Here is a 26,425-nt window from a genome sequence, read left to right on the forward strand (position 1 = left end):
GTGCGCGCCGCCGTTCTGGGTAGCCCTGTCGAACACTCGAAGTCGCCGGTGCTGCACTGTGCTGCGTACCGCGCGCTCGGCCTCGCCGACTGGACCTACGAGCGCATCGACTGCACCGGCGAGCAGTTGCCCGGCCTGCTCGACGGTTTCGGTCCGGAATGGGTCGGCGTGTCGGTCACCATGCCGGGCAAGGTTGCGGCTCTGGCGTACGCGACCGAGCGGACCGCCCGGGCAGTGCTGGCCGGCTCGGCGAACACCCTGGTGCGCACCGCGACGGGTTGGCGCGCCGACTGCACGGACGTCGACGGAATCGTGGGTGCTCTGCGCGACGCCGGAGTCGAGGACCTGTCCGGTCGCACCGTGACGGTGGTCGGCGCAGGAGGAACGTCGAGGCCGGCGATCGTCGCGCTGGCCGGACTCGGCGCGACTGCGGTCACCGTCGTCGCGCGGTCGGCCGACCGCGCCCGGGACACACTGGACTGCGCCGTCGCCGCAGGGATGCGCGCAGAGTTCGCAGAGATGACCGACCCACGTCTTGCCACCGTCGCAGCGGAGTCCGCTGTGCTGGTCAGCACCGTCCCCGCGGCCGGAGCGGCGGATATCGCGTCGGATCTCGCCCATGCGCCCCTGGTCCTCGACGCCATCTACGATCCGTGGCCGACGCCCCTGGCAACTGCCGTGGACGCTGCCGGTGGAACCGTCATCAGCGGATTGTCGATGCTGCTCAATCAGGCGTACGGGCAGGTGGAACAGTTCACCGGCAGGCCGGCGCCGCGAGCGATCATGCGGGACGCGCTGTTCACCGTGTTGTGAGTTCGAGCCGGCGGTAGTCCACAGACACCGAGTTGTGCACAGGGCAATGTCCCACCTGGGCTTTCGCCGCAACCGGTCGCCGCCTCGGTGCAACCCTTCGATCGTGACGATTGTGTGTGGTGCGGTCGTGGTCGGTGCCGTTGTCGGGCTGACGATGCGCCGGTGCCTGATCCGATGGAATCCTCGGCTCCTGCCGCTGCTGTCTGCGATCGGCACCGGATGGGTCTGGTGGCGGTTCGGCGGTACCGAGTACGCGGTTCCGTTGTGCGCGACGACCTGGTGGTTCGCCGCACTCAGCGCGGTCGACCTGCAGCGACGCCGGTTGCCGAACGCCCTGACCGTCCCCGGGGCGATTCTCGTGACGGTCGCGCTCGTGCTCACCGGTTCCGCGAAGGCGCTGCTGGGCGGCGCTCTGCTGTTCGCGATCTACCTGGTCGTTCACCTTCTCGCGCCCGCGGCGTTCGGCGCGGGCGACGTCAAACTCGCCTGGTCGGTCGGATCGATCGCGTGCGTCGGCGGCGGGGGAGGATGGGCGATCGCCGCGCTGTCGGCACCGGTGGCAACTGCCGTGGTGGGGACGATCGCCGCGGCGTTCGGGCACGGGCGAGCCCGCATCCCGCACGGCCCGTCCATGTGCGCGGCCACCCTGCTGGCATCCGCGGCGTCCCTGGCGTGAAAAGATGTTCGAGTGCTGCGCTGGATAACTGCCGGAGAATCCCACGGACCCGCTCTCGTCGCCATTCTCGAAGGAATGGTCGCGGGAGTAGAGGTGACCTCGGACGACATTGCCTCTCAACTCGCTCGTCGTCGCCTCGGCTACGGCCGTGGTGCCCGCATGAAGTTCGAGGCCGACAAAGTGACCCTCACCGGCGGTGTCCGCCACGGGCGCACCATGGGTGGTCCGGTCGCGATCGAGGTCGGCAACACCGAGTGGCCCAAGTGGGAGCAGGTGATGTCGGCCGACCCCGTCGACGACGCCGTGCTCGCGGATCTCGCCCGCAACTCCCCGTTGACGCGGCCCCGGCCCGGCCACGCCGACTTCTCCGGAATGCTCAAGTACGGCTTCGACGACGCTCGTCCGGTACTCGAACGTGCCAGCGCACGTGAAACCGCGGCTCGGGTCGCCATCGGCACCGTCGCCCGTCTGTTCCTGAAGCAGGCATTCGGAGTCGAGGTCGTGTCCCATGTGATCTCGATCGGGGCGTCCGACCCGTACGTCGGACCGCCGCCCGCAGGTGCCGACCTCGATGCGATCGACGCCTCCCCGGTGCGTGCCTTCGACAAGGCCGCCGAAGAATCGATGATCGCCGAGATCGAAGCAGCGAAGAAGGACGGCGACACCCTCGGCGGCGTCGTCGAGGTCGTCGTGCACGGCCTCCCCGTCGGCCTCGGATCGTTCGTCTCCGGAGAACGCAAGCTCGACGCCAGGCTGGCAGCAGCCTTGATGGGTATTCAGGCCATCAAGGGGGTCGAGATCGGGGACGGCTTCGAGACCGCGCGTCGACGCGGAAGCGTCGCCCACGACGAGATCAAGCCCGGCCCGGACGGTGTGTTGCGCTCGACCAACCGAGCAGGCGGCATCGAGGGCGGTATGACCAACGGTGAGGCACTGCGAGTGCGGGCGGCGATGAAGCCCATCTCCACGGTCCCGCGCGCGTTGGCAACGGTCGACATGACGACCGGAGACGAGGCAGTGGCCATTCATCAGCGCTCGGACGTCTGCGCTGTCCCGGCCGCCGGTGTCGTGGCCGAGACGATGGTCGCCCTCGTGGTCGCGCAGGCAGCGTTGGAGAAGTTCGGTGGGGACTCGCTGGCGGAGACGACGAGCAACGTCGACCACTACGTGAAGGGCACCGCCGCCCGACCTCCACGATGACCCCGTACGCGGTCCTCGTCGGACCGCCGGGAGCAGGGAAGTCGACGATCGGTCGACGGCTCGCACAGGCTCTCGACCTGGACCTGTTCGACACCGATGTGGCCATCGAGCGAGACACCGGTCGTACGATCGCCGATATCTTCTCGCACGACGGCGAACCGGCCTTTCGGCAGATCGAGGAGCGGATAGTCGCCGGTGCTCTGGCCTCGCACGACGGGATCGTCTCCCTCGGTGGTGGTGCTGTGCTGTCGCCCGCGACCCGCGCCCTGCTGTCCAGGCACACCGTGGTGTACCTGGAGATCAGCGTGGCCGAAGGGCTTCGGCGTACCGGTGCGAACACGGTTCGGCCGTTGCTCGCCGGTCCTGATCCGCGTGCGAAGTACCAGGAACTGATGCGGCATCGGCGACCTCTCTATCGATCGGTGGCCACGGTGCGAGTGCGCACCGACAGTCGCAGTCCCGCTCGGGTCGTGGGCCAGTTGGTGGCGAAGCTGACGGCCATCGCCCCTGTTCCCGGGCGCAATGCGAACGAGAGAAACCCCCAGTAGATGAAGGTGATTCGATGACAGAGCCAGTACGCGTCCAGGTCGAGACTGCCAACCCGTACCCGGTGATCATCGGCCGAGGTCTGTTGACGGACCTCGTCGACGAGCTCGCCGGAACGGCCACCGTGGCGATCTTCCACCAGCCTCCGCTGGCGGAGACCGCGGAGGCAGTGCGAGCTGCGTTGGCGGACAAGGGAATCGACGCTCACCGCATCGAGATCCCGGATGCCGAGGACGGTAAGGATCTGGCAGTGGCCGGGTTCTGCTGGGAAGTTCTCGGCCGAATCGGTCTCACTCGCAGCGACGCCATCGTCAGTCTGGGCGGCGGAGCGGCAACGGACCTGGCCGGATTCGTCGCAGCGACCTGGATGCGCGGAGTTCGTATCGTCCACGTCCCGACGACGCTGCTGGCCATGGTCGACGCGGCCGTGGGCGGCAAGACCGGCATCAACACCGATGCAGGCAAGAACCTCGTCGGTTCCTTCCACGAACCCGCCGCCGTGTTGATCGATCTGGCCACGCTCGAGACCGTCCCGAAGAACGAGATCGTCTCGGGCCTGGCCGAGGTGATCAAGACCGGGTTCATCGCCGATCCGAAAATTCTGGACATCATCGAGGCCGATCCTGCCGCGGCGCTCGATCCGACCGGTGACGTTCTGCCGGAGTTGATCCGGCGCTCGGTCGAGGTCAAGGCGAAGGTCGTTGCGGCCGATCTGCGTGAGTCGAACCTGCGCGAGATCCTGAACTACGGACACACGCTCGCGCACGCCATCGAGCGGCGGGAGCAGTACCGCTGGCGTCACGGTGCCGCGGTGTCGGTCGGTCTGGTGTTCGCGGCCGAGCTGGGACGCCTGGCCGGTCGCCTGGACGACGCCACTGCCGACCGCCACCGTTCGATTCTCGAATCGGTCGGCTTGCCGGTCACCTACGACGAGCATGCGTTCTCGGATCTGCTCAAGGGCATGCAGACGGACAAGAAGAACCGGGCCGGGCTGCTGCGATTCGTCGTTCTGGACGGTCTGGCCAAGCCCGGACGGCTCGAGGGTCCGGATCCGGCACTGCTCGTCGCTGCATTCTCCGCGGTCGGCCGCGAGACCCCGGCCACAGGTGGGTCGGCCATTCTGTTGTGACGCCGTCGGCCCCACTCGGGGCCCGACGACAACGGGCGGTGATCGACGCATACAGCGTCGATCACCGCCCGTAGGTCGATGTGGGGGAGTTCAGGAACCGTCGGCGCTGCCGTGCCTGCCGCGCTTGTCCAGCCGCGGCTTGCCGTCCGCGTCCACCGCCGAGAACACCTCGGTGTCGGCTTCGCCGTGCTCGGGAGCCCACTGAGGTTCCGAATGCGTGGGCTCGGCCTGCGTCGCCTGTGCCCGACCCGACCCATTCTCCTGGCCGGCATTGACCAGTTGGCGGTCGTGCGCGCGTTCGGCGTCCGATGTGGCCAACTTCTTCTTGGCCTCGCGGTTCACGATCTGTCGTCCCACGAACACCGCGACGCTGGCGGCGATGAAGATGGTGAGAATCGTGAACGCGGCTCCGGAGGTGAGCTCGAAGACCAATCCGTTCTGGCCCAGGCTGAAGTCGACGAAGAAGTCGACGATCCAGCTCAGGAGACCGCCGAGCAGTCCACCGACCACAGCGGCTTTGAGCCAGACCATGGTCAGGTCCTCGCCGTCTTCGGGGTCGGGATGCTTACGTCGGTCGCGGATTCCGTCGATGCCGGCCCACACGATGATGATGAGCAGCACGAGGGCGTATGCCACCCAGCGCAGTGCCGATCCGCTCAGCGGCCACATCGACACAGCTGCCCCCAGCAGCAGTCGAACCACGACGTTGACCAATCCCATACTTATGCCACGCACTGCCCACCCAGTCATGCGGCACAGCATATCCGCACGTCGAAGTTCATGTGTCGCGGCCCACACGTTCGATGACCCGGTCGACTGAAATGGGGCCTGTGAAACGAACGGTAATGTCGACGGCATGCCTGCCGATTTCGGTGCCCGTCGTGGTGCCCTACGAGAACTGTTGGCCGCCGACGGACTCGATTCGATGTTGATCACCGATCTTCTCAACGTCCGATACCTGACGGGCTTCACCGGCTCGAACGCGGCATTGCTGGTCTCGGTGGCCGACTCGCCCGGTGACGAGGATCGGACGGTCATCTGCACCGACGGCCGGTACGTCACTCAGGTGGCCGAGCAGGTTCCGGATCTGCGGGCCGAGATCGACCGGGCGTCCGCGGTGCATCTGCTTCGTTCGGGTTCGTCCGGCCGCGGCGGTCGAGTGGGTTTCGAGAGCCATGTGGTGACCGTCGACGCTCATCGCGCGTGGTCCGAGCTCGACGGAGCTGCGGAGTTGGTACGTGCACCGGGTGTCGTGGAGTCGTTGCGCATGGTCAAGGACGAGTTCGAGGTGGGGTTGCTCCGAGACGCCTGCCGCGCCGCCGATGACGCTCTGGCTCGATTGATCGGTGGAGGCGGTATCCGTGCCGGCCGGACCGAGCGGGAGGTCGCCCGCGAGCTGGAGTCGTCGATGCTCGACCACGGTGCCGATGCGATCTCGTTCGAGACCATCGTCGCTGCCGGAGCCAACTCGGCGGTTCCGCATCACCGGCCGACCGATGCGGTGCTCGCCGACGGCGACTTCGTCAAGCTCGACTTCGGCGCACTCGTCGGCGGCTACCACTCGGACATGACTCGGACCTTCGTCATCGGGACGCCCGCGCAGTGGCAGCGCGACCTGTACGAGTTGGTTCAGCGGTCCCAGACGGCCGGGCGAGAGGCGCTGGCACCAGGGGTGAATACCGCTTCGGTCGACGCGGCGTCGCGCTCGGTGATCGAGGACGCAGGGTACGGGGAGTACTTCCTGCACGGGCTCGGCCATGGCGTCGGCCTGGAAATCCACGAAGCGCCGGGAATCGCGAAGACGAGCACCGGTACACTGCTGAGCGGTGCAGCGGTCACCGTCGAGCCGGGTGTCTACTTCTCCGGTCGCGGCGGCGTTCGGATCGAGGACACACTCGTCGTTCGCGACGGGGGTTCGGAACTGCTCACCCTGACAAGCAAGGAACTCACGTCCGTCTAGCGCGGGCGGGAGCGAATCCCGCACGTGACCGACGGCGCGTCACGCGCACAAACGATTGAGGAGACGCGAAGCAAGTGGCTTCCACCAGCGATTTCAAGAACGGACTGGTTCTCAACCTGGAGAACCAGCTGTGGTCGATCATCGAATTCCAGCACGTCAAGCCCGGCAAGGGGCCCGCATTCGTGCGGACCAAGCTCAAGAACGTGCTCTCGGGCAAGGTCGTCGACAAGACGTTCAACGCCGGTGTGAAGGTCGAGACCGCAACGGTCGACCGCCGCGACATGACGTACCTCTACCACGACGGTAGCGACTACGTGTTCATGGACGCCGACACCTACGACCAGCTCTCGATCGGTGAGGCCACCGTCGGTGACGGCGCGCGCTTCCTGCTCGAGAACCTGCGCGTTCAGGTCGCCATGCACGAGGGTGTTCCGCTGTACGTCGAGCTTCCCGTCACCGTCGAGCTCGAGGTCAAGCACACCGATCCCGGCCTGCAGGGCGATCGCTCCACCGGCGGCACCAAGCCGGCGACCCTCGAGACCGGAGCCGAGATCTCGGTGCCGCTGTTCATCAACACCGGCGACAAGCTCAAGGTCGATTCGCGTGACGGAAACTACCTCGGGCGTGTGAACTCCTAACGTGTCATCGAAGAAGTCGACATCCTCCGCCTCGCAGAACGGTGCTCCCGGTGCGAAGAAGCTCGGTGCGCGCCACAAGGCCCGCAAGCGTGCGGTGGACTTTCTGTTCGAGGCGGAGGCGCGCAACGTCGACCCGGTCGACCTGACCACCGAGCGCATCGAACTCGCACGCGGCGACGACACGATTGCTCCCGTCAGTGATTACACGTCGACCTTGGTCGAGGGCGTCGCCGAGAATCTCGATCGACTCGACGGCGTGATCGCCGATCACCTCAAGGACTGGACGCTCACCCGTCTGCCTGCAGTCGACCGGGCCATCCTCCGCGTTGCGGTGTGGGAGTTGTTCCACGCCACCGATGTGCCACCGGTCGTCGCTGTCGACGAGGCCGTCGAGCTGGCCAAACAGCTGTCCACCGACGACTCGCCCGGCTTCGTCAACGGCGTGCTGGGTCAGATCGTTCTGGTCGCGCCGCAGGTACGTGCCGCGGCCGCGGCGGTCTCCAGCCGTACGCAGTCCGACGCGTCCGGTGCAGCGTCGGTCGACGCCGAGCAGTGATCGGACGTTCGACGCCCGTGTGACCGAACGCTCTGCGAGCCTGCTGGTCATGGTTCGCAGAGCGTTGCTAGGCTCTACGCAGTTCTTGTCAGACATCCTTTAACGATCCGTCCAGAGAGGCGGAGAAGGAGGTCGTAGTTTGCCTGCGCCCGAAAGCTCGCCCGCGAACCCCGCCGTTCGCGAATTGCTGTCCTCGGCCGATGTGGGACGCACCATCTCCCGCATGGCCCATCAGATCATCGAGAAGACAGCCCTCGATGCCGCGGACTCGCCGCGCGTGGTGCTACTCGGCATTCCCACTCGCGGAACCACGTTGGCGGAACGACTCGTCGAACGTATCGAGGCATTTTCGGGCGTGCGTCCTCCGCTCGGGTCCCTCGACATCACCCTCTACCGCGACGACCTGCGAAACAAGCCGCACCGTCCGCTCGAACGCACGTCGGTGCCCGCAGGCGGTGTCGACGACGCACTCGTCGTACTGGTCGACGACGTGTTGTTCTCCGGACGAACCGTCCGATCCGCGCTCGACGCTCTTCGTGACCTCGGCCGCCCTCGCGCCGTGCAGCTCGCAGTCCTGATCGACCGCGGCCACCGCGAGCTCCCGCTTCGTGCGGACTACGTCGGCAAGAACGTCCCCACAGCCCGCACCGAGGACGTCTCGGTGCTGCTCTCCGAACACGACGGCCGCGACGGGGTCAGCCTGTCCGAGGGAGGATCCGCTCGATGAAGCATTTGCTCTCGGTCGCCGACCTGACGGCCGAATCGGCCACCGAGCTTCTCGACGAAGCCGAACGATTCGAGCAGGCGCTTCTCGGCCGCGAAGTCAAGAAACTCCCGACACTGCGCGGACGCACCATCATGACGGTGTTCTTCGAGAACTCGACGCGTACCCGCGTCTCGTTCGAGGTGGCAGGCAAGTGGATGAGCGCCGACGTCATCAACGTCAGCGCCAGCAGCTCGTCGGTGTCGAAGGGGGAGTCCCTGCGCGACACCGCGATGACGCTGCGCGCCGCCGGTGCGGATGCGCTCATCGTCAGGCACCCGGCGTCCGGTGCCGCTCACCAGATCGCCCAGTGGACCGCCGATCAAGGAGCCGGCCTCGACGGTCGTTCCACAGGCTCCACTCCTGGCCTCGACGGTCGTTCCGCAGGCTCCACTCCTGGTGGTGGCCCCGCGGTGATCAATGCCGGTGACGGTACCCACGAACATCCCACCCAGGCGCTGCTCGACGCCCTGACGGTTCGCCAACGACTCGGAGACATCGCCGGCAGACGAGTCGCGATCGTCGGCGACATTCTGCACAGCCGGGTGGCGCGCTCGAACGCGATCCTGCTGGCCAAGCTCGGTGCCGAGGTGGTGCTGATCGCACCACCGACCCTGCTTCCCGTCGGAGTGACCGGCTGGCCGGTGCGGGTCTCGCACGACATCGACGCCGAACTGCCCGGTCTGGACGCGGTGTTGATGCTCAGAGTGCAGGCCGAGCGAATGAACGGCGGGTTCTTCCCCTCCGCTCGTGAGTACTCGATCACGTACGGGCTCTCGCAGCGCCGGCTCGACCTGCTGCCCGAGCATGCCGTCGTACTGCACCCGGGTCCGATGCTTCGCGGTATGGAGATCGCGTCCTCGGTGGCCGATTCTCCGAAAACTGCAGTTCTGCAACAGGTTACGAATGGAGTTCACGTGCGGATGGCGGTGCTGTTCCGATTGCTGGTCGGTTCGGACGGGGGTGCATCGTGAACGCACCTGCGACCTCCGTCCTGCTCCGCGGCGTGCTGCTGTACGGCGAGGGACCCGAAACCGACGTGCTGATCACCGGCGAAGAAATCGTCGAAATCGGTTCGGACCTCGACGGCGACGGTGCCGAGGTGATCGAAGCCCGCGGCCAGATTCTGCTGCCCGGATTCGTCGACATGCACACGCACCTGCGCGAGCCCGGCCGCGAGGACACCGAAACGATCGAATCCGGTTCGGCAGCAGCGGCTCTGGGCGGCTACACCGCCGTGTTCGCGATGGCGAACACCGATCCGGTTGCCGACTCGGTGGTGGTCACCGATCACGTCTGGCGTCGGGGACAGGAAGTCGGCCTCGTCGATGTCCACCCGGTGGGTGCGATCACCGTCGGTTTGAAGGGCAAGCAGCTCGCCGAGATGGCCACGATGGCAGCGGGAATCGGCCGGGTGAAGATGTTCTCGGACGACGGTCACTGTGTCGACGATCCACTGATCATGCGTCGAGCGCTGGAGTACGCGAGTTCACTCGGTGTGCTCGTCGCTCAGCACGCCGAGGAGCCCAGGCTCACCGTCGGTGCCGTCGCACACGAGGGGCCCACTGCGGCGCGGCTCGGACTGGCCGGTTGGCCGCGCGCGGCAGAGGAATCGATCGTCGCACGGGACGCGCTGCTGGCCCGGGACGCCGGTGCGCGAGTGCACATCTGCCATGCGTCCACCGCGGGAACCGTCGAGTTGATGAAGTGGGCACGCGGACAGGGCATTTCGATCACCGCCGAGGTCACTCCGCACCACCTGCTGCTGGACGATTCGCGGCTCGAGACGTACGACGCGATCAACAAGGTGAACCCGCCGCTGCGTGAGAAGTCCGATGTCGAGGCCCTGCGCAAGGGCTTGGCCGACGGTGTGATCGATTGTGTGGCAACCGATCACGCTCCGCATGCCGAACAGGACAAGTGCTGTGAGTTCTCGATCGCCCGTCCCGGCATGCTCGGGCTCGAAACCGCACTGTCCATCGTCGTCGACACGATGGTGACCCCGGGACTGCTCGATTGGCGCGGCGTGGCGCGGGTGATGAGCGAGCGGCCCGCTCGGATCGTCGGATTGGCCGATCAGGGGCGGCCCATCGAAGTCGGCGAGATCGCCAATCTCACGCTGGTGGACCCGAATGCGAGCTGGACCGTCTCGGGCAAGAAGCTGGCCAGCGTCGCGCACAACACGCCGTTCGAGGACATGACCTTCTCCTCGAAGGTGACCACGACCGTATTGCGCGGACGAATCACCGTTCGCGGCGGAGTCGTGGCGAACAGGGCAGGGGAGTAGAGCCGTGGACAGAGTTCTCATCGTCATCGGATTCATCCTGTTCTGGGCGCTGATGATCGCGCTGATCTTCTGGGGTTGGCGCGGACGCCAGAAGCGGCAGGAAGAGCGAATCGGCGACTTCCCGGCCGTGCCCCAGGATCTCGGTGCCACCCACATCGAGCCCAGCACAGGCCTGTACGTCGGCAGCACCATCGCGCCGAGCTGGCAGGACCGCATCGCCGTCGGCGACATCGGCCACCGCGCCACCGGTGAGCTGTCGCGACACGAGAAGGGCATTCTGCTCGACCGAGACGGCGAATCTCCCATCTGGATTCCGGCCGAATCGATTCGCGCGATCCGCACCGAACGCGGGTTGGCAGGCAAGGTCATGACCAAGGACGGGCTCCTGGTCATTCGCTGGGAGTTGCCGACGGGGACCGAGATAGACACCGGCTTCAGGGCCGACGACAAGCAGATCTACCCGGTGTGGACAGCGAGTTCCACCGGAGAAACCAAGGAGGAAACCGCGTGAGCAGCGCAGTTCTTGTTCTGGAGGACGGCCGGACATTCCGCGGCACCACATTCGGCGCACAGGGGCGCACCCTCGGCGAGGCCGTGTTCTGCACCGGAATGACCGGGTACCAGGAGACACTCACCGACCCGAGCTACCACCGACAGATCGTCGTCGCGACCGCGCCGCAGATCGGCAACACCGGCTGGAACCAAGAGGACAGTGAAGCCGCGAGCGCCCAGGATCCCAACAAGATCTGGGTGGCCGGATACGTCGTCCGCGATCCGGCTCGCCGCACCTCGAGCTGGCGCTCGACCGGAACGCTGCAGGATCAGCTCGAGGCCCAGAACGTCGTGGGCATCGCCGGAATCGACACCCGCGCCCTGGTACGGCACCTGCGCACCCGCGGCTCCATGCGTGCGGGAGTGTTCTCGGGTGACGCGCTCGGCACCTCGGACGAGATGCTCGAGCAGGTGGTCGGCCAGCCGTCGATGCTCGGTGCCGACCTCGCCGGTGAAGTGACCACCGGAGCGGGCTACACCATCGAGCCGTCCGGTGACGCTCGATTCACCGTCGTCGCAGTCGATCTCGGTATCAAGACCAACACTCCGCGGATGTTCGCCGAGCGCGGTATCCGCGTGCACGTGGTGCCGTCGAACACCACCATCGAGCAGGTTCTGGAACTGAACCCCGACGGCGTCTTCCTGTCCAACGGACCGGGCGACCCGGCCACGGCCGACACCAGTGTCGCGTTGACCAGGCAGGTACTCGAACGTGAGCTGCCGCTGTTCGGTATCTGCTTCGGCAACCAGATCTTCGGGCGGGCACTGGGCCGTGGCACCTACAAGATGAAGTTCGGCCACCGCGGTATGAACATCCCGGTCATCGAGCACACCACCGGCCGTATCGCGATCACCGCGCAGAACCACGGATTCGCACTCGAAGGTGAAGCGGGCGAGGAGTTCGACACCGACTTCGGCCGCGCCCGGATCAGCCACACCTGCGCCAACGACGGCACCGTCGAGGGCGTCGAACTGATCGGCGGCAGCGCCTTCTCGGTGCAGTACCACCCCGAGGCCGCGGCGGGTCCGCACGACGCCGCCTACCTCTTCGACCGTTTCACCAGCGTCCTTCAGGAGAAGAAGTAATGCCACGCCGCACAGACCTGAACCACGTCCTGGTCATCGGATCGGGCCCGATCGTCATCGGCCAGGCCTGCGAGTTCGACTACTCCGGCACCCAGGCCTGCCGAGTGCTGCGCGAAGAAGGACTCCGCGTCAGCCTCGTCAACTCCAACCCCGCGACGATCATGACCGACCCCGAGTTCGCCGACGCCACCTACGTCGAGCCGATCACCGCGGAGTTCATCGAGAAGATCTTCGCCCGCGAGGCCGAGCAGGGTCACCCCATCCAAGCTGTGCTCGCCACCCTGGGTGGACAGACTGCGCTCAATGCCGCTGTCGCACTGCATGATCAGGGCATTCTCACCAAGCACGGCGTCGAGCTGATCGGGGCCGACTTCGACGCCATCCAGCGCGGCGAGGATCGACAGAAGTTCAAGGACATCGTCGCCAAGGTCGGTGGCGAATCCGCCAAGTCGGCCGTCTGCTACACGATGGACGAGGTGCGCGAAACCGTCGCCGAGCTCGGCTTCCCGGTCGTCGTGCGTCCGTCGTTCACGATGGGCGGTCTCGGATCGGGACTGGCCTACAACGACGAGGACCTGACCCGGATCGCCGGCGGCGGGCTCGCGGCCTCGCCCACGGCGAACGTCCTCATCGAGGAGTCCATCCTCGGCTGGAAGGAATACGAGCTCGAGCTGATGCGCGACGGCCGCGACAACGTGGTCATCGTGTGTTCCATCGAGAACGTGGATCCCGTCGGCGTGCACACCGGCGACTCGGTGACCGTCGCGCCTGCGATGACGCTGACCGACCGCGAGTACCAGAAGATGCGCGATCTCTCCATCGACATCCTGCGCGAGGTGGGCGTCGACACCGGCGGCTGCAACATCCAGTTCGCGATGGATCCGGCGGACGGGCGCCTCGTCGTCATCGAGATGAACCCCCGCGTGTCGCGCTCGTCGGCGCTGGCGTCGAAGGCCACCGGTTACCCGATCGCGAAGATGGCCGCCAAGCTGGCCATCGGCTACACCCTCGACGAGATCGTCAACGACATCACCCGCGAGACCCCGGCGTGCTTCGAGCCGACCTTGGACTACGTGGTCGTCAAGGCACCCAGATTCGCGTTCGAGAAGTTCCCCGGTGCCGACGGCACGCTGACCACGACGATGAAGTCCGTCGGTGAGGCGATGTCGATCGGCCGCAACTTCACCGAGGCATTCGGCAAGGTGATGCGCTCGCTCGAAACCAAGCGCGCGGGGTACTGGACCGGCCCCGACGTCGAGGCGGAGAGCCTCGACGCTCTGCTGGCGGACCTGTCCGTTCCTCAGGACGGCCGGATGTACGGAATCGAGAAGGCGTTCGCGATGGGCGCCACCCTCGAGCAGCTCTTCGAGGCGACCAAGATCGACCCGTGGTTCCTCGACCAGTTCCAGCAGATCCACGAACTCGGCGTCCAGGTTCGCGAGGCGGCCGAATTCGACGAGGCGCTGCTGCGGCAGGCGAAGTACCACGGGCTGTCCGACCGTCAGATCGCCGCTCTGCGCCCCGAACTCGACGGCGAGGACGGAGTGCGTGCGCTGCGCGACGAGCTCGGCGTGCACCCGGTCTACAAGACGGTCGACACCTGCGCCGCCGAGTTCGAGGCCAAGACGCCGTACCACTACGGCACCTACGAACTCGACCCCGACGCCGAGACCGAGGTTGCCCCGCAGCCGGACCGGCCCAAGGTCCTGATCCTCGGATCGGGTCCCAACCGCATCGGTCAGGGCATCGAATTCGACTACAGCTGTGTGCACGCAGCGCTGACGCTGTCCGAGGCCGGCTACGAGACGGTCATGGTCAACTGCAACCCCGAGACCGTCTCCACCGACTACGACACCGCCGACCGCCTGTACTTCGAGCCGCTGACCTTCGAGGACGTTCTCGAGGTGTACCGGGCCGAGGCCGCCTCGGGAACGGTGCGCGGGGTCATCGTGCAGCTGGGCGGCCAGACGCCGCTCGGCCTGGCGAAGCGACTGAAGGCCGCAGGCGTCCCTATCGTGGGAACATCGCCCGAGGCCATCGATCTCGCCGAGGACCGGGGCGAGTTCGGCAAGGTCCTCGACGCGGCAGGGCTGCCCGCTGCCAAGTACGGCACGGCGACCACGTTCGACGGGGCCCGTGAGATCGCGTCGGGCATCGGCTACCCGGTACTGGTCCGCCCGTCCTACGTTCTCGGCGGCCGCGGCATGGAGATCGTGTACGACGAGGCATCGCTCGCCACGTACATCTCCAACGCGACGGAGATCTCGGACGACCGTCCGGTTCTGGTCGACCGGTTCCTCGAAGATGCAGTCGAAATCGACGTCGACGCACTGTGCGACGGCACCGAGGTCTACATCGGCGGCATCATGGAACACATCGAGGAGGCCGGTATCCACTCCGGCGACTCGGCGTGCGCGTTGCCTCCGATCACCCTCGGCAAGACCGACATCGAGAACGTCCGACGGTCCACCGAGGCTCTGGCGAAGGGCATCGGCGTGCGCGGCCTGCTCAACGTTCAGTACGCACTCAAGGACGACATCCTGTACGTCCTCGAGGCCAACCCGCGTGCGAGCCGCACCGTTCCGTTCGTCTCCAAGGCGACTGCCGTGCAGCTGGCGAAGGCATGCGCCCGAGTGATGCTCGGGGAGACCATCGCCGAGCTGCGGACCGCAGGCATCCTGCCCGAGACCGGGGACGGTGGCACCGTCCCGGCCGGTGCCCCGATCGCAGTCAAGGAAGCGGTGTTGCCGTTCAACCGGTTCCGTCGTGCGGACGGAACCGGAGTGGACACCCTGCTCAGCCCCGAGATGAAGTCCACCGGCGAGGTGATGGGAATCGACTTCGATTTCGGTACCGCATTCGCCAAGAGCCAGACCGCCGCGTACGGCTCGTTGCCCGCGGGCGGAGCGGTGTTCGTATCGGTGGCCAACAAGGACAAGCGATCACTGATCTTTCCGGTGAAGCGACTCGCGGATCTGGGCTTCACGATCCTGGCAACCGAAGGTACCGCAGATGTGTTGCGGCGCAACGGAATCAAATGTGAGCAGGTCTACAAGCAGTCCGGTGAGGATGTGCCGGAGGGGGAGCGGACCATCGTCGACCGGATACTCGCCGGTGACATCGCCATGGTGATCAACACCCCGTACGGCAACTCCGGCCCCCGCGTCGACGGGTACGAGATCCGGAGCGCCGCAGTGGCGCAGAACATTCCGTGCATCACCACGGTGCAGGGCGCGTCCGCGGCGGTGCAGGGCATCGAAGCCGGAATCGCCGGCGGAATCGGCGTCCGCTCGTTGCAGGATCTGCATGCGGGATTGAAGCAGGGGCTGGGAGTGGAGCCTGCGGAACGACCCGGGAATGGGGGAGTGGAGTGAGCCATCATCGCAGTTGGTCGGATCGGTTGCGCGCCGCGGTCGCGGCGCGCGGTCGCCTGTGTGTCGGAATCGATCCGCATCCGTCGCTGCTCGAGGCGTGGGAGTTGCCACGCTCGGCGGACGGTCTCGAGGTGTTCGCCGAACTGTGCGTCGAGGCATTCGTCGGTGAGGTGGCGATCGTCAAGCCTCAGGTGGCGTTCTTCGAGGCGTACGGATCTGCCGGGTACGCGGTGCTCGAACGCACCGTCAGTGTGTTGCGCGACGCGGGCACCCTGGTGATCGCCGATGCGAAGCGCGGCGATATCGGCACGACGATGGATGCATACGGACAGGCCTGGCTCGAGCCCCACTCTCCGTTGTCCTCGGATGCTGTCACGGTGTCGCCGTACCTGGGTGTGGATTCACTGGGGGAGACGGTCGATCGTGCAGTGCGACACCAGCGAGGTCTGTTCGTGCTGGCTCGAACCTCCAATGCGGAAGGCGCTGCTCTGCAGCAGGCGGCGACGTCGAACGGCGGGTCGGTGGCTCAGTCGATCGTCGACGCGGCGGCGACGCGTAATCGCGTCGATGCCGACACGCTTGGCCTGGTCGTGGGTGCCACTCGTGATCATGGTCTCGACCTGTCGAACTACACCGGACCCATACTCGCGCCGGGTCTGGGAGCGCAGGGAGCGACGGTGGCCGATCTCGCGGAGATCTTCCGTGATTCGCGTGAGCTGTTGCTGCCCAACTCCTCTCGGGGTGTCCTGGCCGCAGGACCGTCGGTGACGGCATTGCGCGACGCGGCGATGCGGTTACGCGACGAGATCGAAGCCGGTCTCGCATAGTCGACGCTGCTGCGCTCCGGCACGCGGGGGTGAGTTAGCGGTGAACGCGAGTCGTCGGTACGGTCGCTAGCGCTGCCGACGAACAGTGCGGATCTCCGGTGCGGAGCGCCGACGACCGCGGTCCGTGGCAGTGGAACACCGATGGTCGACGTGCCGACAACGATCGTGTGCGTCGTACCGCCCAGAACGAGAAGACGGAGGAACCGACAGTGGCCCTTCCCCAGTTGACCCCCGAGCAGCGTGCCGCTGCCCTCGAGAAGGCAGCGATCGCACGGAAAGCGCGCGCCGAGCTCAAGGAGCGCCTCAAGCGCGGCGGCACCGATCTCAAGCAGGTGCTCAAAGATGCCGAGACGGACGAGATTCTCGGAAAGATGAAGGTCTCCGCGTTGCTCGAGGCCCTGCCGAAGGTGGGCAAGGTCAAGGCCGCGGAGTTGATGACGGAATTGGAGATCGCGCCCACCCGTCGACTGCGCGGTCTCGGCGATCGGCAGCGCAAGGCGCTGTTGACGAAGTTCGATTTCGAGGCCTGACGGCGGTGAGTGACGCTGCGGCGACCTCGGCCCCGGAGACGAAGCGCGGCCGGTTGGTGGTGCTGTCCGGACCCTCCGGCGTCGGCAAGTCCAGTGTCGTTCGGCTCGTGCGCGCGGCGCTGCCCGAGCTGGTGTTCAGCGTGTCGGTCACGACGCGATCGCCGCGGCCGGGCGAGGTGGACGGTCAGGATTACCACTTCGTGTCGGCCGGCGAGTTCGATCGGATGATCGCCGACGACGAGCTGCTCGAGTGGGCGAGCATTCACGGTGGCCTGCAGCGGTCGGGGACTCCGGCTGCACCCGTGGAGGCCGCGCTCGAGGCGGGCAGCCCGGTGTTGCTCGAGCTCGATCTTGCCGGTGCCCGTGCCGTGCGGGTGTCCAAGCCCGAGGCTCTGCTGGTGTTCATGGCACCACCGACGTGGGACGATCTGGTCTCTCGCTTGGTCGGACGCGCGACCGAGGAGAGCGCGGCCACCGAGCGGAGGCTCGAGACCGCACGGGTGGAATTGGCCGCACAGAACGAGTTCGACACGGTGGTTGTCAATACCGATGTCGACCATTCGTGCGAACAGTTGGTATCCTTGTTGGTCGGTAGGTCGTCGGTCGGCAACAGCTGACCATTTTCACGGCGCACGAGGCCCCGACCAGCTAGTTCGTAGCACCAACGATGCAATTTCAGGAGATCATCAGTGAGCAGCATTTCAGCGGCCGTTTCCGACTTCGACGGACGCAGCGCTCTGCCGGCCTACGACACGCCGCTCGGCATCACCAATCCGCCCATCGACGAGCTGCTCGCCCGCACCTCGTCCAAGTACGCCCTCGTGATCTACGCAGCCAAGCGTGCGCGTCAGATCAACGACTACTACAACCAGCTCGGTGACGGCATCCTCGAGTACGTGGGACCGCTGGTCGAGCCGGGTCTGCAGGAGAAGCCGCTGTCGATCGCTCTCCGCGAGATCCGCGCAGACCTCCTCGAGCACACCGAAGGCGAATAAGAACCTCACAGAGGACATCTGACTTGCACGTTGTCGTCGGAGTCGGCGGAGGTATCGCCGCCTACAAGAGTTGTTCGCTCATCCGCAGTTTCACCGAGAGCGGGCATCAGGTACGGGTGATTCCGACCGCGTCCGCTCTGGAGTTCGTCGGGCGCGCGACGTTCGAGGCGCTGTCCGGGCAACCGGTGCAGACCGGGGTCTTCGCGGACGTGCCGGAAGTCCCGCACGTGCGCCTGGGTCAGGAGGCGGACCTCGTCGTCGTCGCCCCCGCCACCGCGGACCTCATGGCCCGCATCGCCGGGGGACGTGCCGACGACCTTCTCACGGCCACCCTGCTCACCGCGCGCTGTCCGGTGGTGCTCGCTCCCGCGATGCACACGGAGATGTGGGAGCACCCCGCCACGGTCGCGAACGTCGCGACCCTGCGCTCGCGCGGTACGCACGTGATCGAACCTGCATCGGGTCGTCTGACCGGCCGAGACACCGGGTCGGGTCGGCTGCCGGAGCCGGACGAGATCTTCGCGCTCTCGATGCTGGTGACCGAGCGAGCGGATGCCCTCCCTCGGGACCTCGAAGGACGCCATGTTCTGGTGTCTGCCGGCGGCACTCGTGAGCCTCTCGACCCGGTCCGCTTTCTGGGCAATCGAAGCTCCGGAAAGCAGGGATACGCCCTGGCGCGAGTGGCTGCGCAACGCGGAGCCCAGGTGACGCTGGTCGCCGGGTACACCAGCGACCTCGACGCGCCGGCTGCGGTGGACGTGGTGCACGTCAAGACGGCGTCGGACATGCAGGACGTCGTTCGCAAACTTGCCGTCGGTGTCGACGCAGTGGTGATGGCGGCCGCGGTCGCCGACTTCCGCCCGGAGTCCATCGCAGGAAGCAAGATCAAGAAGGGTTCCAACGAGCCGTCGTCGATCCCGCTGGTTCGCAACGACGACATACTCGCCGGCCTCGTTTCCGCTCGCCGCGACGGTGAACTCGAATCGTCGACGGTCATCGTCGGATTCGCCGCCGAGACCGGGGACGCGGACGGAGACGTGCTGACCTATGCGCGGGCCAAGCTCGAACGCAAGGGCTGTGACCTGCTCGTGGTCAACGCGGTCGGTGACGGCAAGGCATTCGAGGTAGACCACAACGACGGCTGGTTGCTGGGGTCCGACGGTTCCGAGGCTGCACTCGGCGAGGGCTCCAAAGCACTGCTCGCGAGCCGCGTACTGGATTCGGTAGCGCAGATGCTCGGCGCGCGGAGTCCTCGACCGAGTTCGATTCCGTGATGATGCCGAGGGTGCACGAGCGATGTCGCACCGGCTACCGTGCTGAGCACCACGTGTAGTGCCGTAGAGGTTTGCCTGGCTCCGGCAGGGGCGATAACACCGAGGGAACGTCAAATTTTCGTGGAGTGCCCGACCGGCGCGAGGCGTCGGGTCGGGCAGGAACATGCGTCGAGAGGAAGTCCGTGAGCAAGTCCGGTAGTCGGCTTTTCACCAGCGAGTCCGTCACAGAGGGTCATCCCGACAAGATCTGCGACGCCATCAGCGATTCGATTCTCGATGCACTGTTGACGGAGGATCCGCGTGCCCGGGTGGCCGTGGAGACTCTGGTCACCACCGGTCAGGTGCATGTCGCGGGTGAGGTCAACACCACCGCGTATGCCGACATCCCCAAGATCGTGCGCGAGAAGGTGCTCGAGATCGGGTACGACTCGTCGGCCAAGGGGTTCGACGGAAATTCCTGCGGTGTCAACGTTGCGATCGGCGCGCAGTCTCCCGAGATCGCTCAGGGCGTCGATCATTCGCACGAGGCCCGAGTCGAAGGACTGTCCGACGACGAGATCGACCGTCAGGGCGCGGGGGATCAGGGGCTGATGTTCGGCTACGCCAACACCGACACTCCCGAGCTGATGCCGTTGCCGATCGCGTTGGCGCACCGGCTTTCTCGGCGGCTGACCGAGGTCCGCAAGAGTGGGGTGCTGCCCTACCTGCGTCCCGACGGCAAGACGCAGGTGACGATCGAATACGACGGTGACAACGCCGTTCGCCTCGACACCGTGGTGATCTCGACTCAGCACGCGGCCGACATCGATCTCGACAACCTGCTCACTCCCGATATTCGGGAGAAGGTGCTCGGGTCGGTGCTCGCCGAGTTGGACGTGCCGACGCTGGACACGTCGGATGTGCGTCTGTTGGTCAATCCCACCGGAAAGTTCGTGCTCGGTGGGCCGATGGGTGACGCCGGGCTGACCGGTCGCAAGATCATCGTCGACACCTACGGCGGCATGGCACGGCACGGCGGTGGCGCGTTCTCCGGCAAGGACCCGTCCAAGGTCGACCGCAGTGCTGCCTACGCGATGCGCTGGGTTGCGAAGAATGCTGTTGCCGCCGGGCTGGCGGATCGCATCGAGGTCCAGGTGGCGTACGCCATCGGCAAGGCTGCACCGGTCGGGTTGTTCGTCGAGACGTTCGGCACCGAGAAGACCGATCCCGCGCGTATCCAGGCGGCGATCAGCGAGGTGTTCGATCTACGTCCCGGTGCCATCATTCGTGATCTGGATCTGCTCCGACCGATCTACGCGCCCACTGCGGCGTACGGTCACTTCGGCCGCACCGACATCGATCTGCCGTGGGAGTCCACCGATCGCGCCGGCAAGCTTCGCGAGGCCGCCGGACTCTGAGTTCGGCTTCGACCGTTCTGCACGTACCCTGCTCGCACCGGCTCGGTGCTCCGACATCGAGTGTGGGGTGAGAATCGAGGAGGAGGTGCGGTGGCAGGCGTAGCGCGGGTGGCGGCGTCGGATCTTCCGATCGCGCGCATTCTCCCGATGTTGCCGCTGCCGCATCTCGACCGCGAGTTCGACTACCTCGTTCCCGAGGAGGTGAGCAGTGATGCTCAGCCCGGTGTCCGAGTTCGGGTGCGGTTCGCAGGACGATTGGTCGACGGTTTCGTGCTGGCGAGACTGGCAGAGACCGAACACTCCGGCAAGCTCGGCTGGCTCGATCGGGTGGTGTCGGCGGAGCGAGTTCTGACCCCGGAGATCGCGGAACTGGCCGAGGCGGTGGCCGATCGGTATGCCGGGACCAGAGCGGATGTGCTGCGTCTGGCGATCCCGGCTCGCCATGCCCGAGTCGAGGCGGAACAGACACCTGTCGTCGAGCCGCCCGCCGAGCCCGACATCGACCGAGCAGCCTGGTCGGCCTACACCCACGGCTCGAACTTCCTCGATGCGTTGGCATCGGGACGCGTACCGCGAGCGGTATGGCAGGCGTTGCCCGGTGAGCGCTGGCCGGTGCGGTTGGCGGAGGCCGCCGCCGTGACCGTGGCAGGCGGTCGTTCCGCGGTGGTGGTGGTACCCGATCAGCGAGACCTCGATCGACTGGAGACGGCCTGTGTGGCCCTGCTCGGTGCCGACCGGGTGGTGGCGCTGTCGGCCGGACTGGGCCCGGCGAAGCGGTACCGGCAATGGTTGCGTGGTCTGCGATCTGGCCCGGTCGTCGTGGTGGGGACACGCAGCGCCGTGTTCGCTCCGGTGTCCACTCTCGGCATGATTGCCATCTGGGACGACGGTGACGACAGTTTCGCCGAGCCCAGATCACCGTATCCGCACGCCAGAGAAGTGGCGTTGCTTCGGGCGCACGTGTCAGGGGCAGCAGTGGTGATCGGAGGACATTCACGGACGGCGGAGGCGGAAGCTCTCGTGGATTCCGGTTGGGCACACGACCTGGTGGCCTCCCGTGAGCTGGTCCGTGAGCGTCAACCCCATGTGGTGGCCTTGGCGGACTCGGACCATGCGCTCGCGCGGGATCCGGCAGCCCGTGTCGCCCGGTTGCCCGCGATCGCGTTCGAGGCGGCGCGAGCCGCACTGAAGGCCGATTCGCCTGTGCTGGTTCAAGTTCCGCGCGGCGGATACGTACCGTCACTGGCGTGTGCCAAGTGTCGGCACCCGGCTCGGTGTCGCCGGTGCAACGGGCCGCTGGCACTGCCCTCCGCCCCGGGTAGCGACGGAGCGGGCAGTCCGACGTGCTCGTGGTGTGGAATCGCCGACACCGCGCATCGGTGCACGGTATGCGGATCACGCAACCTGCGTGCGGTCGTGATCGGAGCGGGCCGCACCGCCGAGGAACTCGGACGGGCATTTCCCGGCGTACCGGTACACAACTCGGGAGGTGCCGCCGTGCTCGACGCCGTCCAGCCGGGTGCCGGTCTCGTCGTGTCCACCGTCGGTGCGGAACCGACGGTCGACGGTGGGTACGGCGCTGCCCTCTTGCTGGACGGTTGGGCGCTGCTCGGCCGGGCAGACCTGCGCGCGGCAGAGGAGACACTGCGTCGGTGGATGACGGCCGCCGCCTTGGTTCGGCCGGGTGCGGCAGGTGGCCGCGTGGTCGTCGTCGCCGAATCCGAGATACCCACAGTGCAGGCGCTGGTTCGCTGGGATCCGCTGTGGCACGCCAGAAGTCAGTTGGACGAGCGAGTCGAGGTACGGTTCCCGCCCGCCGTGCACGTCGCGGCGATCGACGGAACCACCGATGCGATCACTGCGTTGGTGGAGAGCGCAGATCTGCCCGAGGCAGTGGAAATACTCGGACCCGTCGATCTGCCGGACGGCCAACGGGCACCTGCGGGCAGCGGTGAGGACGTACTTCCCGGTGATGTGCAGCGGCTGTTGATACGCGTGCCGCGGAGCACAGGGGCGGCGTTGGCGCGAGCGCTGGCCACCGCGCAGGCGTCTCGTAGCGCCAAGAAACTCGGTGCGGGAGTGCGGGTTCAGATAGACCCGATTCGAATCGGTTGACACTGCCGTCGGGGCTCGCCGTGGCCTAGGGTTGCCTCGGGGCGGTGCACGGGGCGCCGACGAGAGATGGGTCGGGGGACATGAAGAGAAGACAGCTTTTTCGCCGTGTGACAACAGGTTTGGCAGTGGTGATCGGGGCCCGTCTGGTGTCGCCCACCACCGCCGACGCCCTGCCCGGTACCGGCTCGGCGCAGCCACCGATACCGGCCGTTCCGTTGGACCGACTGCTTCGGATCGTGTCGCTCTCGCACATCAACGATCCGGCGCTCACCCCGATCTTTCCCGGCGATCCCGAATTCTCGCTCGAGACGGCGTTCACCGTCGCGGACGACGGCTTCTACCTCCAGTACGTCAAGGAGGGCGAGCACACCGGCACGCACTGGGGAGCGCCTGCGCACTTCCAGGAAGGTGGGCTGACCGCCGACCAGCTCGATCCGGAGGATCTGTTTCTGCCTGCGGTGAAGATCGACATCCGTGATCGGGCAGCGGCCGACGCCGACTACGCCGTGACCGTGGCAGACCTGCAGAACTGGGAAGCAGTCAACGGAGCCATTCCGCCAGGGGCGGCTGTCGTTCTGTGGACCGGCTGGGAGTCACGGTGGGGGACCGATGCGTACGCCAACGCGGACGCGGACGGGGTGACGCACCAACCCGGGTTCTCCGCGGAGGCCGCGCAGTGGTTGATCGACACGGGCAGGCTCGCCGACAGAGGTGCCCTCGGCACCGACACCTTCGGGCCCGATCTGGGCAACGACGACACCTATCCGGTGTCCGTCAAGCTCTACGACCGGCGTCGGATAAGCCTGGAGAACCTGACCAATCTGGAGTCGATTCCGACCACCGGCGCCTACGTTCTGGTCGGTGGTCCGATCAACCGAGCCGGATCCGGCTCGCCTGCAACCATTTTCGGTTTGGTCCCACGAGTCGCGTGATCGGAGCCGCTCGGCACCGCGCTGAGTGTGCCCGCGGTGTCGTAGGCGTAGATTCCGGCCTTGCCCTCGCGTTTGGCCTTGTACATCGCGCGATCGGCCAGCCGCATCAACTCGTCCTCCTCGTCGACGTCGACGTCGACGTCGGCGGTGTCGGTGCCGGTGTCGGATCCGGCCACGGTCGTGGAGTCGTGGGGTGTGCGGTCGAGTCGACCGATCTGTACCACGCCCACGCACACGCCGACCGACACCGAATGGCCGTCGATCTCGTGGGCTGTCCGCATCGCGTCGGCGATGCGGACAGCCGTCGCGCGACCGGCATCGAGGTCGGCGTACACCAGGGCGGTGAATTCGTCACCGCCGAAGCGCGCCACCACACCGTCGACCACGCATCGGTCGAGGCGGCGTGCAAGTTCGACCAGTAATCGATCACCGCCGCCGTGGCCGAATCTGTCGTTGACGCTCTTGAAGTCGTCGAGGTCGATCAGCAGTAGGACGGCGCGGCCTCGGCCCGCTCGGGCGTCGTTCACCGCCGCTCGAAGGTGTTCGTCGAACGACGACCGGTTGAGCAGTCCGGTCAGTCCGTCGTGGTGCGCGCGGTACGTCAGCTCGGCCTGTGCCCGAGTCAGGCTCCGAAGCAGATTGTCGTTCTGAACCAGGGTGATCACCTGGCGAACGAGGGAGAGCAGCACCACTGCAACCCCGAGGACGATGACGGTCGAATCCAGGTTCCCGGTCTGCACACGCAGTATCGCCAACACGATCCCTATCGCACCCATGAGCCCGTACGGCAACAGCAGCTGCGTTCTCTCACCGGTGACGGTCTCGGTACACGCCCCTGCGGTGGGCTCCGATCCGTACAGAGACGATCCGTACCGCGACGATCCGTACCGCGACGATCCGTGTGACGACGAGCCGAGCGGCGACGGGGTTTCGTCGACGGTCCGCGGGGAGGCGGCCGCGAGAGCGATGAGCGCAGTGCCGGCGATGAACCCGCCGTCGGTCAGAACCGGCATGAAGTCCGCGCCGGTGGCGACGAGGTACGCGTAGATGCTGTCGGATACCGCCATCATCAGGATGCCGGCACCGAGCAGGGTGAGCTGCGTTCGGTATCGCGCCGCGATCTTCGGGATCACGGCGAGAAGCACGATCATGGCCACGAGAACCAGGTCGGTGATGGGATACATGATCGCCACGAGGAACTCGATCGATTCGGATTTCGACGAGTGCACGACTGCACCGAGCACGGTGGCCCAGGAGAGAACGAACAGGGACCCGACGACGACGGCCCCGTCGAGCAACGACATCACCCAGACATGGCGTGCACCTGCGGCAGCTCGTCGGGGCGACAGACCGACGAAGGCGAGCAACGCGGGCACGGCGAAGATCGGGAAGAGAAAGAACCCGACGTCGGCGATCGATGCGGTCGGCAGCGGCATGTCGAGAGCGGATCGATAGAAGGCCCAGACCGCCATGCCTGCACTCCAGCACGCCATTCCTGCGGCCATCAGAACGCGCCACTGCCGTTCGGAGCCCGTCCTCGTGGGCGCGGTACGCCAACACACGATCGTCGCGGTGATCCCACCCGCGAGCTGTGCGACGTCGTCGATCAGCACGGAGATTCGCTGGCCGAGAACGTTGGAGCCGGCGAGCAGGACGATGGCGAGGACGCAGCCGAGAACGACGGTCACGCGTCGCCTCGTCGATCCGGCCACACGGCCCCCCTCGTTCGTGAGCGGGCGCTGTCGAGCCGGCCGCTGGATTCCGGTGCGGTCCACGAGAGCTCGTACCGACCGCGCCATTCTAACGAGCGAGAGCGATCCACGACGCGTTCCTCGGATGCGGAAACTCGGAGGTTGCCTCTGGGCCTTGCCAAAGATCTATTGCCGATATATCGTCGACTTGTCAATCGATACGAAGGAGTACGACATGAACTACGCATTCGAAGGCTTCGCACACGAATTCGGACGTCGCGCAGGCGCACGTCGACACATGCGAGGAGCACCGTTCGAGATGTGGGTCGCGCAGAGTGACGATCGCGGCCCGTCGGACGATCAGGGTCCGCGAGAGCGAGGCCGCGGAAAGAGAGGGCACAGCGAACGCAGTCGGCATGCCGGTGGCCCGTTCGGACGAGGACGAGAGGGCATGCGCCCCGGCTTCGGGCCCGGCGGTTTCGGACCCAATGCTGATTTCGGTCGAGGCCGGGGTCGGGGAGGGCGAGGGCGACGCGGGGACGTGCGTGCTGCAATCCTCCTCTTGCTCGAGGAACGTCCGATGCACGGATACGAACTGATCCAGCAGATCGCCGAGAAGAGCAACGGCACCTGGAAGCCGAGCCCGGGCTCCATCTATCCGGCCCTGTCGCAACTCGAAGACGAGGGTCTGGTCCTCATCGACAAGGTGGCCGGTCGAAAGACGGCTGCGTTGACCGACGAGGGGCGAACACACACGGAGAATCATCGAGTCGACCTGGGCAGCCCATGGGACGACGTGGCCGAGTCCGTCGGTGTCGACGCCAGGGATCTTCGGGCGCTCATCGGTCAATTGATGGGCGCCGCCGGTCAGGTAGCCGGAGTCGGCACACCGAAACAGGTGGAACAGGCAGCCGAGATTCTCACCGAGGCACGCAGGTCGCTGTATCGGATCCTCGCCGACGACGGTCCGGCCGATCGAGATCCCGACGACACGGTCGACGCCCCCGACGCGACGTGATCGACAGGTGCGGAATCGTCCGCAGCGCTCGCGACTCCCTAGGATGAACACCCGAGATCCTTTCGT

Annotated in this window: 25 protein-coding genes; 23 read left to right on the forward strand and 2 right to left on the reverse strand. The window is 66.5% G+C overall.

Features of this window, described 5'->3' with window-relative positions:
• The 5 genes from CH271_RS17675 to aroB all read left to right on the forward strand — a co-directional run bounded on the left by CH271_RS17675 (nucleotide 1) and on the right by aroB (nucleotide 4,364).
• Nucleotides 1–813, forward strand: a complete 813-nt coding sequence (locus CH271_RS17675) for a shikimate dehydrogenase (RefSeq protein ID WP_094634351.1) — start codon at nucleotides 1–3, stop codon at nucleotides 811–813.
• Nucleotides 814–916: 103 nt separating this feature from the next.
• Complete coding sequence (locus tag CH271_RS17680) at nucleotides 917–1,489, forward strand: prepilin peptidase (protein WP_252342146.1); 573 nt, start codon at nucleotides 917–919, stop codon at nucleotides 1,487–1,489.
• A 12-nt stretch (nucleotides 1,490–1,501) separates the two neighbouring features.
• A complete protein-coding gene (gene aroC, locus CH271_RS17685) occupies nucleotides 1,502–2,689 on the forward strand; it encodes a chorismate synthase (RefSeq protein ID WP_094634352.1) in 1,188 nt (395 codons plus the stop codon).
• Nucleotides 2,686–3,237 carry a shikimate kinase gene (locus tag CH271_RS17690; protein WP_094634353.1) on the forward strand — a complete coding sequence of 184 codons (552 nt, stop codon included), beginning with the start codon at nucleotides 2,686–2,688 and terminating at the stop codon, nucleotides 3,235–3,237. The genes aroC and CH271_RS17690 overlap by 4 nt, the downstream gene beginning before the upstream one ends.
• A gap of 14 nt (nucleotides 3,238–3,251) precedes the next feature.
• Nucleotides 3,252–4,364 carry a 3-dehydroquinate synthase gene (gene aroB / locus CH271_RS17695; protein ID WP_094634354.1) on the forward strand — a complete coding sequence of 371 codons (1,113 nt, stop codon included), beginning with the start codon at nucleotides 3,252–3,254 and terminating at the stop codon, nucleotides 4,362–4,364.
• A 90-nt stretch (nucleotides 4,365–4,454) separates the two neighbouring features.
• Here aroB and CH271_RS17700 read toward each other — a convergent pair whose 3' ends face one another.
• Nucleotides 4,455–5,114 carry a B-4DMT family transporter gene (locus CH271_RS17700; protein WP_094634355.1) on the reverse strand — a complete coding sequence of 220 codons (660 nt, stop codon included), beginning with the start codon at nucleotides 5,112–5,114 and terminating at the stop codon, nucleotides 4,455–4,457.
• Between the two features lie 106 nt (nucleotides 5,115–5,220).
• Here CH271_RS17700 and CH271_RS17705 point away from each other — a divergent pair, with 106 nt between their 5' ends.
• From CH271_RS17705 to CH271_RS17785, 17 genes are all read left to right on the forward strand, one after another.
• Entirely contained in the window at nucleotides 5,221–6,324 is a 1,104-nt protein-coding gene (locus tag CH271_RS17705) for a M24 family metallopeptidase (protein WP_094634356.1), read from the forward strand.
• Nucleotides 6,325–6,398: 74 nt separating this feature from the next.
• Nucleotides 6,399–6,962, forward strand: a complete 564-nt coding sequence (gene efp, locus CH271_RS17710) for an elongation factor P (RefSeq protein WP_027496978.1) — start codon at nucleotides 6,399–6,401, stop codon at nucleotides 6,960–6,962.
• Nucleotide 6,963: 1 nt separating this feature from the next.
• On the forward strand, nucleotides 6,964–7,518 hold the full coding sequence (gene nusB / locus CH271_RS17715; protein WP_037189400.1) for a transcription antitermination factor NusB: 555 nt from the start codon (nucleotides 6,964–6,966) through the stop codon (nucleotides 7,516–7,518).
• Between the two features lie 139 nt (nucleotides 7,519–7,657).
• Entirely contained in the window at nucleotides 7,658–8,245 is a 588-nt protein-coding gene (gene pyrR / locus CH271_RS17720; protein WP_037189399.1) for a bifunctional pyr operon transcriptional regulator/uracil phosphoribosyltransferase PyrR, read from the forward strand.
• Complete coding sequence (locus CH271_RS17725) at nucleotides 8,242–9,255, forward strand: aspartate carbamoyltransferase catalytic subunit (protein ID WP_094634357.1); 1,014 nt, start codon at nucleotides 8,242–8,244, stop codon at nucleotides 9,253–9,255. Before pyrR ends, CH271_RS17725 begins: the two co-directional genes overlap by 4 nt.
• Entirely contained in the window at nucleotides 9,252–10,568 is a 1,317-nt protein-coding gene (locus tag CH271_RS17730; protein ID WP_094634358.1) for a dihydroorotase, read from the forward strand. The genes CH271_RS17725 and CH271_RS17730 overlap by 4 nt, the downstream gene beginning before the upstream one ends.
• 4 nt (nucleotides 10,569–10,572) lie before the next feature.
• Nucleotides 10,573–11,079 carry a PH-like domain-containing protein gene (locus tag CH271_RS17735; protein ID WP_094634359.1) on the forward strand — a complete coding sequence of 169 codons (507 nt, stop codon included), beginning with the start codon at nucleotides 10,573–10,575 and terminating at the stop codon, nucleotides 11,077–11,079.
• The gene (carA, locus tag CH271_RS17740; RefSeq protein WP_094634360.1) at nucleotides 11,076–12,206 is read left to right on the forward strand and encodes a glutamine-hydrolyzing carbamoyl-phosphate synthase small subunit; all 1,131 of its coding nucleotides are present in this window, start codon (nucleotides 11,076–11,078) and stop codon (nucleotides 12,204–12,206) included. Before CH271_RS17735 ends, carA begins: the two co-directional genes overlap by 4 nt.
• Nucleotides 12,206–15,580, forward strand: a complete 3,375-nt coding sequence (carB, locus tag CH271_RS17745) for a carbamoyl-phosphate synthase large subunit (protein WP_094634361.1) — start codon at nucleotides 12,206–12,208, stop codon at nucleotides 15,578–15,580. Before carA ends, carB begins: the two co-directional genes overlap by 1 nt.
• Nucleotides 15,577–16,407 carry an orotidine-5'-phosphate decarboxylase gene (gene pyrF / locus CH271_RS17750; RefSeq protein WP_179274663.1) on the forward strand — a complete coding sequence of 277 codons (831 nt, stop codon included), beginning with the start codon at nucleotides 15,577–15,579 and terminating at the stop codon, nucleotides 16,405–16,407. The genes carB and pyrF overlap by 4 nt, the downstream gene beginning before the upstream one ends.
• 209 nt (nucleotides 16,408–16,616) lie before the next feature.
• Nucleotides 16,617–16,937, forward strand: coding sequence for an integration host factor, actinobacterial type (gene mihF / locus CH271_RS17755; protein WP_027496987.1), 321 nt, complete (start codon nucleotides 16,617–16,619; stop codon nucleotides 16,935–16,937).
• A gap of 5 nt (nucleotides 16,938–16,942) precedes the next feature.
• Complete coding sequence (gene gmk, locus CH271_RS17760) at nucleotides 16,943–17,554, forward strand: guanylate kinase (RefSeq protein ID WP_094634362.1); 612 nt, start codon at nucleotides 16,943–16,945, stop codon at nucleotides 17,552–17,554.
• A gap of 72 nt (nucleotides 17,555–17,626) precedes the next feature.
• A complete protein-coding gene (gene rpoZ, locus CH271_RS17765; protein WP_094634363.1) occupies nucleotides 17,627–17,932 on the forward strand; it encodes a DNA-directed RNA polymerase subunit omega in 306 nt (101 codons plus the stop codon).
• A gap of 23 nt (nucleotides 17,933–17,955) precedes the next feature.
• Nucleotides 17,956–19,206, forward strand: a complete 1,251-nt coding sequence (coaBC, locus tag CH271_RS17770; protein WP_094634364.1) for a bifunctional phosphopantothenoylcysteine decarboxylase/phosphopantothenate--cysteine ligase CoaBC — start codon at nucleotides 17,956–17,958, stop codon at nucleotides 19,204–19,206.
• A 182-nt stretch (nucleotides 19,207–19,388) separates the two neighbouring features.
• A complete protein-coding gene (gene metK, locus CH271_RS17775) occupies nucleotides 19,389–20,603 on the forward strand; it encodes a methionine adenosyltransferase (RefSeq protein WP_032397994.1) in 1,215 nt (404 codons plus the stop codon).
• Nucleotides 20,604–20,750: 147 nt separating this feature from the next.
• Nucleotides 20,751–22,718 (forward strand): primosomal protein N', encoded by a 1,968-nt coding sequence (locus CH271_RS17780; RefSeq protein WP_179274688.1) that lies wholly within the window; start codon nucleotides 20,751–20,753, stop codon nucleotides 22,716–22,718.
• An 80-nt stretch (nucleotides 22,719–22,798) separates the two neighbouring features.
• Nucleotides 22,799–23,650, forward strand: a complete 852-nt coding sequence (locus CH271_RS17785; RefSeq protein ID WP_037189389.1) for a cyclase family protein — start codon at nucleotides 22,799–22,801, stop codon at nucleotides 23,648–23,650.
• On the opposite strand, the gene CH271_RS29505 is transcribed toward CH271_RS17785, so the two are convergent.
• Nucleotides 23,566–25,338: a diguanylate cyclase domain-containing protein gene (locus CH271_RS29505; RefSeq protein WP_306437409.1), complete on the reverse strand. Its 1,773-nt coding sequence runs from the start codon at nucleotides 25,336–25,338 to the stop codon at nucleotides 23,566–23,568. The genes CH271_RS17785 and CH271_RS29505 overlap by 85 nt on opposite strands.
• Nucleotides 25,339–25,660: 322 nt before the next feature.
• Here CH271_RS29505 and CH271_RS17795 point away from each other — a divergent pair, with 322 nt between their 5' ends.
• Nucleotides 25,661–26,359: a PadR family transcriptional regulator gene (locus tag CH271_RS17795; RefSeq protein ID WP_373453580.1), complete on the forward strand. Its 699-nt coding sequence runs from the start codon at nucleotides 25,661–25,663 to the stop codon at nucleotides 26,357–26,359.
• Nucleotides 26,360–26,425 lie beyond the last annotated feature (66 nt).

It is taken from the genome of Rhodococcus sp. 05-340-2, assembly GCF_002258915.1.
Lineage (GTDB): Bacteria > Actinomycetota > Actinomycetes > Mycobacteriales > Mycobacteriaceae > Rhodococcoides.

Coding starts and splice junctions, on each gene's coding strand:
- CH271_RS17700 (WP_094634355.1), bottom strand. CDS start 5,114: ATGACTGGGTGGGCAGTGCGTGGCATAAGTATGGGATTGGTCAACGTC.
- CH271_RS17705 (WP_094634356.1), top strand. CDS start 5,221: ATGCCTGCCGATTTCGGTGCCCGTCGTGGTGCCCTACGAGAACTGTTG.
- CH271_RS17690 (WP_094634353.1), top strand. CDS start 2,686: ATGACCCCGTACGCGGTCCTCGTCGGACCGCCGGGAGCAGGGAAGTCG.
- aroB (WP_094634354.1), top strand. CDS start 3,252: ATGACAGAGCCAGTACGCGTCCAGGTCGAGACTGCCAACCCGTACCCG.
- CH271_RS17785 (WP_037189389.1), top strand. CDS start 22,799: ATGAAGAGAAGACAGCTTTTTCGCCGTGTGACAACAGGTTTGGCAGTG.
- CH271_RS17795 (WP_373453580.1), top strand. CDS start 25,661: ATGTGGGTCGCGCAGAGTGACGATCGCGGCCCGTCGGACGATCAGGGT.
- CH271_RS17780 (WP_179274688.1), top strand. CDS start 20,751: ATGTTGCCGCTGCCGCATCTCGACCGCGAGTTCGACTACCTCGTTCCC.
- carB (WP_094634361.1), top strand. CDS start 12,206: ATGCCACGCCGCACAGACCTGAACCACGTCCTGGTCATCGGATCGGGC.
- CH271_RS17725 (WP_094634357.1), top strand. CDS start 8,242: ATGAAGCATTTGCTCTCGGTCGCCGACCTGACGGCCGAATCGGCCACC.